Origin of the sequence: Stappia sp. 28M-7 (genome assembly GCF_014252955.1) — a bacterium.
Classification (GTDB): Bacteria; Pseudomonadota; Alphaproteobacteria; order Rhizobiales; family Stappiaceae; genus Stappia.
This window is the reverse complement of sequence record NZ_JACMIA010000001.1, coordinates 3,439,074-3,451,402: the sequence shown is the minus strand read 5'-3', so window position 1 is coordinate 3,451,402 and position 12,329 is coordinate 3,439,074. Positions and strand designations below refer to the sequence as shown.

At 66.9% G+C, this 12,329-nt stretch carries 8 protein-coding genes; 5 read left to right on the top strand and 3 right to left on the bottom strand.

The window, feature by feature from the left end; translation table 11 throughout:
* The first annotated feature begins 135 nt into the window (after nucleotides 1–135).
* The 3 genes from H7H34_RS15475 (at nucleotide 136) to H7H34_RS15465 (ending at nucleotide 6,107) form a co-directional block, all read left to right on the top strand.
* Complete coding sequence (locus tag H7H34_RS15475) at nucleotides 136–2,463, top strand: methyl-accepting chemotaxis protein (protein WP_185925703.1); 2,328 nt, start codon at nucleotides 136–138, stop codon at nucleotides 2,461–2,463.
* A gap of 177 nt (nucleotides 2,464–2,640) precedes the next feature.
* Entirely contained in the window at nucleotides 2,641–5,121 is a 2,481-nt protein-coding gene (locus H7H34_RS15470; RefSeq protein ID WP_185925702.1) for an ATP-dependent helicase, read from the top strand.
* Between the two features lie 95 nt (nucleotides 5,122–5,216).
* Nucleotides 5,217–6,107 (top strand): 50S ribosomal protein L11 methyltransferase, encoded by an 891-nt coding sequence (locus H7H34_RS15465; RefSeq protein ID WP_120267157.1) that lies wholly within the window; start codon nucleotides 5,217–5,219, stop codon nucleotides 6,105–6,107.
* 87 nt (nucleotides 6,108–6,194) lie between these two features.
* Here H7H34_RS15465 and H7H34_RS15460 read toward each other — a convergent pair whose 3' ends face one another.
* Entirely contained in the window at nucleotides 6,195–6,419 is a 225-nt protein-coding gene (locus tag H7H34_RS15460) for a hypothetical protein (RefSeq protein ID WP_120267158.1), read from the bottom strand.
* A gap of 267 nt (nucleotides 6,420–6,686) precedes the next feature.
* On the opposite strand from H7H34_RS15460, the gene H7H34_RS15455 reads away from it, so the two are divergent.
* On the top strand, nucleotides 6,687–8,501 hold the full coding sequence (locus tag H7H34_RS15455) for an aminopeptidase P family protein (RefSeq protein ID WP_185925701.1): 1,815 nt from the start codon (nucleotides 6,687–6,689) through the stop codon (nucleotides 8,499–8,501).
* A 30-nt stretch (nucleotides 8,502–8,531) separates the two neighbouring features.
* Here the strand turns inward: H7H34_RS15455 and H7H34_RS15450 are convergent, their stop codons facing one another.
* Both H7H34_RS15450 and H7H34_RS15445 read right to left on the bottom strand, forming a co-directional pair.
* Entirely contained in the window at nucleotides 8,532–10,175 is a 1,644-nt protein-coding gene (locus H7H34_RS15450; RefSeq protein WP_185925700.1) for a chloride channel protein, read from the bottom strand.
* A 48-nt stretch (nucleotides 10,176–10,223) separates the two neighbouring features.
* Entirely contained in the window at nucleotides 10,224–10,718 is a 495-nt protein-coding gene (locus H7H34_RS15445; protein WP_067217269.1) for a thioesterase family protein, read from the bottom strand.
* Nucleotides 10,719–10,909: 191 nt separating this feature from the next.
* On the opposite strand from H7H34_RS15445, the gene H7H34_RS15440 reads away from it, so the two are divergent.
* The gene (locus H7H34_RS15440; RefSeq protein ID WP_185925699.1) at nucleotides 10,910–12,325 is read left to right on the top strand and encodes an FAD-binding oxidoreductase; all 1,416 of its coding nucleotides are present in this window, start codon (nucleotides 10,910–10,912) and stop codon (nucleotides 12,323–12,325) included.
* Nucleotides 12,326–12,329 lie beyond the last annotated feature (4 nt).

Here is a 12,329-nt window from a genome sequence, read left to right as displayed (position 1 = left end):
CAGTACGTAACCTTGAAACTATTTGTCTTTTCGGAATTTAATCACACTGATCCTTGTCTTGTAAGGGAATTTCAACCCCAGGTGTCGATCATCTCTCTCATGTGAGCCGTTTCATTGGCGTCTGGAGAGAAGCTTATGTTTTCTGGATTTGTGAACCGTTCCATCGGTTTGCGACTTGTTCTGCTGGGTGCGATTCCGCTTTGCGGCCTGCTTGTCGTAAGCGCCATGGAGCTGGCGGTTCGGTTCGAGCACGTCCAGGAGGAACGCTTCGTCGGCGAGGTGCTCGATCTTGCCCCGGTGATTTCCGAGGCTGTGCACCAGCTGCAGAAGGAGCGCGGAATGTCCTCCGGCTTCGTCGGGTCGAAGGGCGTTTCGTTTTCCGACGTGATCGGCGACCAGCGCAAGGCCACCGACGAGGCGATCGCGCGCTATGTCGCACGCATCGGCGCGGCGACGGCACGGCTGGAGGCGGACAACTTTACCGCGCCTCGCGACAAGGCTGCGCAGGCGCTTCAGGACCTGGAGCGGGTCCGCGCGGACATCGACGCGCTGCGCCTCGCCAGCTCCGATGTCGGCGCCTATTACACCCCCATCATCGGCAACCTGCTCGACATGGTCGGAGGCATGACGACGCTGATCAGCTCCGGCGACATGCTGCGCCCGGTCCTGGCCTATAGCGCGTTGCTGCAGGCGAAGGAGCGGGCGGGACTGGAGCGGGCCACCGGCGCCGTCGGCTTCGGCTCGGGCAGCTTCGGCGAAGCCGTCTACCGGAACTTCATCCGCCTCGGCGCCATGCAGGAGGTCTCGCTCGAGAGCTTCCGCCGCTATGCCACGCCGCAGATGCTCTCCGCCTACGACGCAGCTCTGTCCGGTGCGGCCGTGAAGGAAATCGACGCTCTGAGACAGGTTGCCGTGTCGGCGCCGTTCGGCGGGGATGTCGCCGCCGTCAGCGGTCCGCAGTGGTTCGCGGTCAGTACGGCGCGCATCGACCAACTGAAGCAGGTCGAAGACGAGATCTCCCGCCAGATCCTGACCGCTGCCACAGAGGCCGCGGCCCAAAACCAGCGGGCTTTCCTCTGGGAGCTTGGGCTGATGGTCGCGCTGGTCGTCGTGATGGCGGTGATCTTCGTTGGCGTCTACCGCTCCATCGCGCCGCCGCTGGCGCAACTGGTCGGTGTCATGCGCCGGCTTGCGGCCAACGACACCAGCGTCGAGGTGACCAGCGTCGGCCGCCGCGACGAGATCGGCGCCATGGCCGGGGCGGTGGAGATCTTCCGCGAGAACGCCATCGAGCGCATCGAGCTGGAGCGGAACCTGCAGCAGGAGCGCCTGCGCGAGCGCGACCGGCAGTCGGCCATCGAGACGATGATCGCCGGCTTCCGCGGCAGCGTCTCGTCGACCCTGTCGACGGCAGGGGCCAAGGCCGGCGACATGCGCTCCTCGGCCGAGACGCTGGAGGAAGGGGCAAGCAGCGCCGCGACCGACGCATCAGCCGCAAGCCACGCCACGCAGACGGCGTCCGGCAATATCCAGGTGGTCGCCGCGGCCGCTGAGGAGCTTTCCGCCTCGATCAGCGAGATTGCCGATCAGACGGCCAAGGCGAGCGGCCTGATGGCTTCGGCCGCCGAGCGCGCCCAGCTGACCAATGCCGAAGTCGCCTCCCTGTCGCAGGCGGCCGAGCAGATCGGCTCGGTGGTCAACCTGATCCGGGACATCGCCGAGCAGACCAATCTGCTGGCGCTGAATGCCACGATCGAGGCCGCGCGCGCCGGCGAGGCGGGCAAGGGCTTTGCGGTCGTTGCCAGCGAAGTGAAGAGCCTTGCCGGCCAGACCGCCAAGGCGACGGAGGATATCGCCGCACAGGTGACGGGCATCCAGGCCTCGACCCGAGGCGCGGTGGGCTCCATCGGGGAGATCGCCAGCGTCATGACGAATATCCGCGAGCTGACCACAACCATCGCCGGTGCGGTGGAGCAGCAGCGCGCGGCGACGCAGGAGATCGCCAACTCGGTGATTGCCGCCTCGGACGGCACCGACACGGTGGCGGACAACGTCACCTCGGTGACCTCCGCGATCGAGCGTACCGCCCATTTCGCCGGAAATGTCAGCGCGGTCTCCTCGAGCCTTGCGGAAGTGACACAGCAACTCGCGGGCGAGGTGGAGACGTTCCTGGCGGATATCTCGGTCGATCTCGCCGCGCGGCGTGCGCAGGTGCAGGCGCAAATGCGCGAGGCCGTCATCGTCACCGCCATGGGGCGCCGCTACCGGGCGCGGGTCGAGGAGGCGGACGTGCATGAAGCCGCCGTTTCCGCATCGGCCCGGCTGGAGCTCGGGCAGGCCGTCATGCTGCAGCTTGCCGACGGGCAGGTGCTTGCGGCGGCCGTCTCTGCTGCCGGCGCCGGGCGCTACACGCTGCGCTTCGAACAGGCGGCCCCGGCACTGGTGTCGCTCGTCGCGGCCTGAGCGTTTTTCTGAATAACAAAGGCGTCAAAAGCCAAGAGGGAGGGGCGCGAGCGATTGCGCCCCTCCATTTGACGGGACAAGCTGCTATATATGGTCCAAAGAGAGAACAGAATCGCAAGGGCCACGGCCCGCGCGGTTTCAGATCCGTGACCCAGACCCGTCGAGACACTCTCCCGCATGGCCAATCATCCCGCCGATACCCGACAGTTCCACCAGGACCCGGAAAAGGGGCGGGCGGAGCATGAGGCGCGGGGCAGCGACCTGGAGCGGGCGAGCGGCGGCAGCGGCATTGCCGCGCGTGCCCGCGCGGCGCTGGGGCCGCGTCCGCCCGAACCCGGCTCCTATCTCGATGGCCTCAACCCGGAGCAGCGCGAGGCGGTCGAGACGCTGGACGGTCCGGTCCTGGTGCTGGCGGGTGCCGGCACCGGCAAGACCCGCGTCCTGACGACGCGTATCGGCCATATCCTGGCAACGCGCCGGGCCTTCCCGAGCCAGATCCTGGCGGTGACCTTCACCAACAAGGCCGCCCGCGAGATGAAGGAGCGGATCGAGCGTCTGATCGGCGAGAGCGCGGAAGGCATGCCGTGGCTCGGCACGTTCCACTCGATCTGCGTCAAGATCCTGCGCCGACACGCCGAACTGATCGGCCTGCAGTCCGGTTTCTCGATCCTCGATACGGACGACCAGATCCGCCTGATCAAGCAGATCATCCAGGCCGAGGGGCTGGACGACAAGCGCTGGACGGCGCGCGCCTTCGCCAGCCAGTTGGACGGATGGAAGAACCGCGGCCTGACGCCCGACCAGGTGCCGGAGGGCGAGGCGCGCTCCTTCGGCAACGGCAAGGGCCGGGCGCTCTACGAGCAGTACCAGGAGCGGCTGTCGATCCTCAATGCCGCCGATTTCGGCGACCTGCTGCTGCATGTGATCACGCTGTTCCGCAACAATCCGGACGTGCTGGCCGAGTACCAGAACCGCTTCCGCTTCATGCTGGTGGACGAGTATCAGGACACCAACATCGCGCAGTATCTGTTCCTGCGGCTGCTGGCGCAGGGCAACCGCAACATTTGCTGCGTCGGCGACGACGACCAGTCGATCTACGGCTGGCGCGGCGCCGAGGTCGACAACATTCTGCGCTTCGACCACGACTTTCCCGGCGCCAAGGTGATCCGGCTGGAGCGCAACTACCGCTCGACGAGCCATATCCTCGCCGCCGCCTCGCACCTGATCGCCCATAACGAGGGGCGCCTGGGCAAGACGCTGTTCACCGACGTCGTGGACCCGGAAGGCGAGGAAGTGCGCGTCAGCGTTGCCGCCGCCTGGGACTCCGAGGAAGAGGCCCGCGCCATCGGCGACGAGATCGAGGCGCTGCAGTCCAAGGGGCACAGCCTCGAGAGCATGGCGATCCTGGTGCGCGCGTCCTTCCAGATGCGCGAGTTCGAGGACCGGTTCGTCACGCTCGGCGTCAACTACCGGGTGGTCGGCGGCCCGCGCTTCTATGAGCGCATGGAGATCCGCGATGCGATGGCCTATTTCCGCTGCGTGGTGCAGCCGGCCGACGACCTCGCCTTCGAGCGGATCGTCAACACGCCCAAGCGCGGCCTCGGCGAGGCCAGCCTGAAGCTGGTTCATGCCTACGCGCGGGCGAACCGTATCCCGCTCATGCAGGCGGCCTCCGACCTGTGCCAGACCGAGGAACTGAAGCCCAAGGCGCGCACGACGCTGCGCATGCTGCTGGCCGATTTCGACCGCTGGCGCGACCTGGTGCCGGCCATGTCGCATACGGAGCTGGCCGAGATCATTCTCGACGAGAGCGGCTATACCGAGATGTGGCGCAACGACCGTTCGGCGGAGGCGCCGGGCCGGCTCGACAACCTGAAGGAACTCGTCCGCTCGATGGACGAGTTCGAATCGCTCGCCGGCTTCCTGGAGCACGTCGCGCTGGTCATGGACCGGGACGCGGACGGCAACAACGACGCGGTGTCGATCATGACGCTGCATTCGGCCAAGGGCCTTGAGTTCGACACGGTGTTCCTCCCCGGCTGGGAGGAGGGCCTCTTCCCGCATCAGCGCGCGCTCGACGAGAGCGGCCGCGCGGGGCTGGAGGAAGAGCGGCGGCTTGCCTATGTGGGCATCACCCGGGCGCGGCGGCGGGCGAAGATCTGGTTCGCCTCCAACCGGCGCATCCACGGCATGTGGCAGAGCTCCATCCCCTCGCGCTTTCTCGACGAGCTGCCGGCCGATCACGTCGACGTGGTCGAGCAGTCCAGCAATTACGGCGGCTATGGCGGCGGGGGCTACGGCGCCAGCCGCTTCGACACGCGCGATCCCTTCAAGGCGAATTATTCGACGCCGGGCTGGCAGCGGGCGCAGCGTTCGCAAGCGCAGGGCAGCACCAGTAGCGGCGGCTTTGGCGGGCGGATGGGATCGGGCGGCGGCCGGCAGTCAGGCGGGCAATCGGGCGGGCCGCGGATGATCGAGGGCGAGCTGGTCGCCAAGTCGGTATCCGACACGCCGTCGGCCTTCGACATGGGCGAGCGGGTGTTCCACCTCAAGTTCGGCTATGGCGAGGTCGTCGGCATCGAAGGCAACAAGCTGACGGTGCAATTCGATAAGGCAGGGCGCAAGAAGGTGCTCGACAGCTTCGTCGAACGGCACTGAACGGCGCGCGTTTCCCCATCCAGCGCGAATGCGATTGATGCCCCCTGCTTTCGGGCGCTATAGGGCGGGCGCTGTTTCCTGTCTCCGGAGAGATCATGTCCACCATCCGCGTCCGTATCACCGCCCCCGAGATCGAGGCGAAGCGCATCTATGAGCTGCTGTCGCGCGACTTCGAGGACGACGGCAATCCGGTGACCGTTTTCGAAGCGTCGGCGGATGGGCGGGAATGGACCGCCGAGATCCTGCTGTTCGACATGAGCGAGACGGAGGCGGCCGAACTCGTCAAGGACCGGCTGGGTGCGGACGCGTTTGCCGCGCCTGTCGAGGCGGTGGAACTGGAAGACATCAACTGGGTGGAAAAGAGCCTGGAAGGCCTGTCGCCGGTACAGGCGGGCCGTTTCTTCATCCATGGCTCGCATGACCGCGCAAAGCGCCCGCTCGCCGGCATTTCCATCGAGATCGAGGCGGCGCTAGCGTTCGGCACCGGTCATCACGGGACGACGGCGGGCTGCCTGATCGAGATCGACCGGCTGCTGACCCGCCGCTCCTATGCGCGGATGCTGGACCTGGGCACCGGCACAGGCGTTCTGGCCATCGCCATGGCGCGGCTGTCCCGACAGCCGGTGCTGGCAACCGACATCGATCCGGTGGCAACCATCACGGCGCGCGCCAACGCGATCCACAATCTTGCCGGCAACCTGGTGCGCACGGCGACGGCAGCGGGCGTCGACAGCCGGATCTTCGCGGAAGCCGGCCCCTTCGATCTGGTGGTGGCGAATATTCTCGCCCGGCCCTTGATGCGCATGGCCGCCGGCCTGTCTGCACGCATGACCCGCTCGGCGACGCTGGTCCTGTCGGGCCTGCGCGTGGAGGACGGCCCGCGCATCCTGTTCGCCTATGGCATGCAGGGCTTTCACCTGGTGCGCCGGCAGAACCGCGACGGCTGGCTGACGCTGACGCTGGTGCGCGGCCGCCACGAGGGCTGACGACCCGCAAGAGCCTGCTGCAGAAAACGGAACGGGCCCGGCGGAGTGACCGCCGGGCCCGTTTCTGTACAGTCAGTGACCTGCGTATCAGAACGCGGAGGTCAGCGAGCTGTTGCGCTCCAGCTCGGCCCGGTCGTAGCCGTAGGCGGCGAGCGTGGCGTCGTCGAGCGACAGAAGGTAGCCGTTCACATAGCGGCGAGCCTGACGCTCACGAGCGGTGATCATCGAGTCGAGCGCCTTGCGGAACACGCTCTTGGAAGAGCTGCGCGATACGCCCGAGATGGCGGTGGTGGTCGTGGTGGCAATGGCCATGGTCTTAGTCTCCGGTTCGAGGTCTCTAGATAGAGCTTCCTCCCTCAAACTCTCGACACAGAGTATGGGGAGTGCCGGGCCATGCGAAAAGCGCCATAAGTGCATGGCAGTGCTGCGATTGCTGCATGTGCGAATTCATAATTTTGCAACGCAACAAAGCAGATGCTGAAATCCCCGGCAAAAGCTTGCCTTGCGCATGTGCAAAAGCCGCCCGGGGGCGCATTCAACGCCCTTTCGCAGCGCCGGCTTTGGCGCTAGCGTCGTGGCATGTTCCAGTCCTTCGACAATGTCATCGACCCGTCCGTCGGTTCCGCGCGTTGCGCGGCGCTGCGGCGCGAGCTGGCCCGCAGGGGCCTTGACGGTTTCCTCATCCCGCGCGCCGATGCGCATCAGGGCGAATATGTGCCGCCCAGCGACGCGCGGCTGTCCTGGCTGACGGGGTTTGCCGGATCGGCCGGAATGGCGGTCGTGCTGGCCGACGAGGCCGCGATCTTTGTCGACGGCCGCTATACGATCCAGGTGCGCGAGCAGGTGGATACCGGCGTCTTCCGGCCGATGCACCTGATCGAGACGCCGCCGTCCGAGTGGCTGGCGGGCAAGCTGCAGCCGGGCCAGAAGCTCGGCTACGATCCGATGTTGCATACGGTGAACGGGGCCAGGCGGCTTGCCGAAGCCTGCGCCAGGGCAGGTGCGGAGCTGGTCGCGGTGGACAGCAATCCGCTCGATGCGGTGTGGGAGGACCGGCCGGAGCCGCCGCTCGGCCAGGTTCAGGTGCATCCTCCCGAATTCGCCGGCGAGGCGGCGCAGGAGAAGGTCGCGCGGATGGCCGCGGAAGTGCGCCGTGCGGGGGGCGATGCCTTCGTCCTGACCCAGCCCGATTCCATCGCCTGGCTGTTCAATATTCGCGGCAGCGACGTGTCGCACACGCCCCTGCCGCTGTCCTTCGCCATCCTGCCGCGCGAGGGGCGCCCGCAGATCTTCATCGACGCCCGCAAGCTCACCAATGCCTCGCGCGACCATCTGGAGGCCTTGGCCGACATCGCCGAGCCGGGCGGGCTGACGGGCGCGCTGAGCGCGCTCGGGTCGTCGGGGGCCACGGTGCTGGTCGATCCCGACTGGGCGGGCGATGCGCTGGCGAGCGCCGTACTCGCCGCCGGCGGCAAGGTGAAGCATGGCGCGGATCCGGTGACCAAGGCCAAGGCAGTGAAAAACGCGGCGGAGATCGCCGGTGCGCGGGCCGCGCATCTGCGCGACGGTGCGGCCTTTGCCCGCTTCCTGTGCTGGCTGGATGGCGCGGCGGCTGCCGGAGGGCTCGACGAGATCGCCGTTGCCGAGCGGCTTGAGGCATTTCGCGCCGAGACCGGCAAGCTGAAGGAGATTTCCTTCGACAGCATTTCGGCAGCCGGTCCCAATGCCGCGATCTGCCACTACCGGGTCGACCGGGGCAGCAACCTGCCGATCCCGGACAACAGCCTGTTCTTGATCGATTCCGGTGCCCAGTACGAGGACGGCACCACCGACATCACCCGCACCGTTGCCGTCGGCGAGGTGCCGCAGGACCAGAAGCGCCATTTCACACTGGTGCTGAAGGGGCACATCGCCATCGCCACCGCGCGGTTTCCGGTCGGCACCAGCGGCGCGCAGATCGATGCGCTGGCCCGTATCGCCCTGTGGAAGGCCGGTCTCGACTTCGACCATGGCACGGGCCACGGCGTCGGTTCCTACCTGTCGGTGCACGAGGGGCCGCAGCGCATCGCCAAGACCGGCCATGTGCCGCTGGAGCCGGGCATGATCGTCTCCAACGAGCCGGGCTACTATCGCGACGGCAGCCACGGCATCCGGATCGAGAACCTGGAGCTGGTGACGCCGCCGGCCGCCATCGAGGGCGGCGAGCGGGCGATGCTCGGCTTCGAGCCACTGACGCTTGCCCCGATCGACCGGCGGGCGGTGGCGGCGGAGATGCTCAGCGCCGAGGAGAGGGCCTGGTTCGACGCCTATCATGCCCGCGTCCTGCGCGAGCTGGGGCCGCTGGTGGACGAGGCGACGCGGGCCTGGCTCGAGCGGGCGACGGCGCCGCTGTAAGGGGCGCTATAACGGGTCGAGGAGCGCCGCTCAGCGGTGCTCCTCAACCTGGTTGTTGATCAGCTCGGCGTTGAAGAAGCGCAGCGCCCGCACATGGGTGGCATGGCCGATGACCTTGGTATGATCGGCCGCATCCACCACCGGCAGCTTGTTGGTGCCGCTCTCGTCGAAGACCTTCAGCGCTGCCTCCAGCGTGTCGTCGAGCTTGAGGCTGGCGCCGTCGGCCTCCGGATCGTGGGTTTGCGGTTCCGCGTCGTCCGGCAGCCGCTCGACGAAATCCGAGACGTGGACGATGCGCACCAGCCACTTGTGCGCGCCCTCGTTCAGCATCACGCCGCGCATTTCCAGCTGCCAGTGGAAATAGGAGCGCCCGTGCACCGCCTGGGTCAGGCCGGTGGCGATGGACACGGCGATCAGCAGCGCGATGGACAGCGCGTAGCCGCCGGTCAGCTCGAACACGATCATCGTGGTGGAGAACGGTGCACCGAGAACGGCCGCCGCAACCGCGCCCATGCCGAGGATCGCATAGAGACCGTGCGAGGAGGCGAGCTCGGGGAAGGCGGCTGCCGCGATCAGGCCGAAGGCGCCGCCGGTCATCGCGCCCAGATAGAGCGCTGGCGAGAAGATGCCGCCGCCGAAGCGCGAGGCAAGGGTGATCGAGGTCGCCGCCGTCTTGGCGACCAGCAGCGCCAGCATGGTCATCAGCGGCAGTTCCTGGCGCAGGGCAAGGTCGGTCGCCTCGTAACCGACGCCGAGAACGCCGGGAAACACGATGCCGATGGCGCCGACCGCCAGCCCGCCGATCACCGGGCGCAGCCACAGTGGCATGGAGATGTTGCGGGCCACCCAATCCGTGCCGATCAACGAGAACTGGAAGATCACCGCCACGGCGGCGCAGGTGAGGCCGAGCAGGGCGAAGGCCGGCATCTCCAGCAAGGAGGAGATCTGGTATTCGGGGATCGAGAAGGCGGCGATGTCGCCGAACCACAGGCGCGACATCAGTGTGCCGAGCACCGAGGCGATGACGATAGGCACGAAGGCGGTCATCGCGTAGTGGCCGAGAATGACCTCATGGGCGAAGAGAACGCCGGCGATCGGCGCGTTGAACGAGGCGGACACCGCGCTGGCGACGCCGCAGGCAAGCAGGATGCGGCGGGCGGCATCGGGCAGGCGGAACGTTTGGCAGAGCGCGGTGCCGATGGTCGCGCCCAGATGCACGACGGGGCCTTCGCGGCCGGCGCTGGCCCCGCAGCCGAGCGAGGCGGAGGTGAGGAAGGCGGAGGAAATGCCGGACCAGAAGGGCAGGCCGCGGCCGCCCTGGACGCGGGCCTCGATCACGTCGGGCACGCCGCCGGTGCGCTGCTTGGGCTGGATCGTCTGCAGGAAGATGCCGATGCACAGCCCGCCGAGCGTCGGGGCCAGGAGGATAACCCACCAGGGCACCGTCGCGGCGGCGGTGATAACCGTTTCCGCCGAGGTGCCGAGCCACAGCCACTGGAAGGCGCCGATGGCCATGCGGAACAGGATGGCGGCAATCGCGGTCAGGACGCCGATGACGATGGCGAGCGCCCAGACCAGTGGCAGGCGCGTGGAGCGGAAAAGCCGGATGTTCGGCTTGATCCATCCCGCGGTCAGCACGGGCAGGCGTTTCAATTGCGTCAGCAGACCGGTCATCGCTCGTCCAGCCGTCCGCCTGGCTCTTTGAGCCTCAAGCGTCTTTCGTCAGCGTCTTTCAAGGGAAATACGTCGCCCGGACCGCTCGGGCCGGCCGAGCACCGCATGGCTCTCCCTCATCTCCTCCAGCCGCTCCAGCACGTCCTGCGGCCATGGCACCACCTTGCGGGCGGCAAGGTCGACATGCAGAGAGACCTGCTCGGACGTTGCCGAGAGGAAACCGTCGTCCGCGTGGTGAAGCTCCTGGTAGAGATGCGCCCGTTTGGCGTCGAAATCAACGAGTTGAACCGTGGCGCGCACGCGATCTCCCCCGTTGAGTTCGCGCAGGTAGCAAAGGTGGGTCTCGGCGGTGAAGAAGGAGGCGCCGCGCTCGCGGGCGTAGTCGGGGCCAAGGCCCAGATGGATGAAGGCCTCGTCGAGCGCCGTGTCGAAGAGGACATTGTAGTAGGCCATGTTGAGATGGCCGTTATAGTCCAGCCACTCGCTTCTGACCTCCTGGATCGACCCGGTGAAGGGGGCTGGCTGGCGGCTCGGCTGTGACATGGCGCTCCTTCCATCCTGTGAGGCTCGCCGGCCTGTTCCGGCTGCGGGTGAAACGGGCGGAAGTCTTTGGCCGGGATTGCCGTTTTTGCTAGTTTGCGCCAAACCTAGTCCGAGACCGGCAGGAAACGCAAATTCGCGCCAGGTGCCCGCAGGCGCCGGAGACGTCGGCATCGGTTGAGCGGGAGAGAATAATGAGCCTTGCAAGCCTACAGGCATCCGTACAACGCAACGAGGAAGGGATCGACCTTGCGCTGAAGATCCTCGCGCAGCGGTTCGGCGAACGCTTCACGACCTCGGCCGCGGTGCGCGAACAGCACGGCCATACCACCACCTGGCTGCCGAATCAGGCTCCCGACGGGGTGGTCTTTGCCCATTCGACGCAAGAGGTCGCGGATGTCGTGCAGATCTGCGCCCAGCACAAGGTGCCGATCATTCCCTTCGGCACCGGCTCCTCGCTGGAGGGCCATGTCAACGCGCCGGCCGGGGGAATCTCCGTCGACGTGTCGCAGATGAACCGGGTATTGCAGGTCAATGCCGAGGATCTCGACTGCGTGGTCGAGGCCGGCGTGACCCGCACCCAGCTCAATGAATATCTGCGCGACACGGGCCTGTTCTTTCCCATCGATCCGGGCGCGGATGCGAGCCTTGGCGGCATGGCGGCGACGCGCGCCTCCGGCACCAATGCGGTGCGCTACGGCACGATGAAGGACGTCGTGCTGGCGCTGACCGTGGTGACGGCCGACGGGCGCATCGTGCATACCGGCGGACGGGCCAAGAAGACGGCGGCCGGCTACGATCTCACCCGGCTGATGGTCGGCTCGGAAGGCACGCTCGGCATCATCACCGAGGTGACGCTGCGCCTCTACGGGATTCCGGAGGCCGTTTCGGGCGGCGTCTGCCCCTTCCCGGACTTGGAATCCGCCTGCAACGCGGTGATCACCACCATCCAGTCCGGCCTGCCGGTGGCGCGTATCGAGCTGCTCGACGCCAACCAGATTCGCGCCTGCAACGCCTATTCCAAGCTGGACTTGCAGGAAGCGCCGACCCTGTTCCTGGAATTCCATGGCACGCAGGCGGGCGTGCGCGAGCAGAGCGAGATCTTCGGAGAAATCGCGCGCGACAACGGCGGCGGCGAGTTCGTCTGGGCCACCAAGGCGGAGGATCGCACCCGGCTCTGGAAGGCGCGGCACGATGCCTACTGGGCAGCGCTCGGCCTGCGGCCGGGGTGCAAGGGCGTTTCGACCGATGTCTGCGTGCCGATCTCGCGACTGGCGGAGTGCATCGACGAGACCTACAAGGATGTGGAGGCCAACGGCCTGCTCGCCCCGCTGGTCGGCCATGTGGGCGATGGCAATTTCCACGTCCTCGTGCTGGTAGATGTCGACAATCCGCAGGAGATCGCCAAGACTGAGGCCTTCATCGAAAGGCTCAACTGGCGCGCCATCGAAATGGGCGGGACCTGCACCGGTGAGCACGGCGTCGGCCAGGGCAAGATGAAATACCTTGCCCGCGAGCATGGCGCCGGCCTCGACATGATGGCGGCGATCAAGAAGGCTCTCGATCCCGACAACATCCTCAATCCGGGCAAGATCGTCCGGCTGGACTGACAGC

What these genes read in the sequence shown, in the direction of transcription:
- H7H34_RS15450 (WP_185925700.1), bottom strand. Translation starts at nt 10,175, where the DNA reads ATGACCGGTCTGCTGACGCAATTGAAACGCCTGCCCGTGCTGACCGCG.
- H7H34_RS15440 (WP_185925699.1), top strand. Translation starts at nt 10,910, where the DNA reads ATGAGCCTTGCAAGCCTACAGGCATCCGTACAACGCAACGAGGAAGGG.
- H7H34_RS15455 (WP_185925701.1), top strand. Translation starts at nt 6,687, where the DNA reads ATGTTCCAGTCCTTCGACAATGTCATCGACCCGTCCGTCGGTTCCGCG.
- H7H34_RS15465 (WP_120267157.1), top strand. Translation starts at nt 5,217, where the DNA reads ATGTCCACCATCCGCGTCCGTATCACCGCCCCCGAGATCGAGGCGAAG.
- H7H34_RS15475 (WP_185925703.1), top strand. Translation starts at nt 136, where the DNA reads ATGTTTTCTGGATTTGTGAACCGTTCCATCGGTTTGCGACTTGTTCTG.
- H7H34_RS15460 (WP_120267158.1), bottom strand. Translation starts at nt 6,419, where the DNA reads ATGGCCATTGCCACCACGACCACCACCGCCATCTCGGGCGTATCGCGC.
- H7H34_RS15470 (WP_185925702.1), top strand. Translation starts at nt 2,641, where the DNA reads ATGGCCAATCATCCCGCCGATACCCGACAGTTCCACCAGGACCCGGAA.
- H7H34_RS15445 (WP_067217269.1), bottom strand. Translation starts at nt 10,718, where the DNA reads ATGTCACAGCCGAGCCGCCAGCCAGCCCCCTTCACCGGGTCGATCCAG.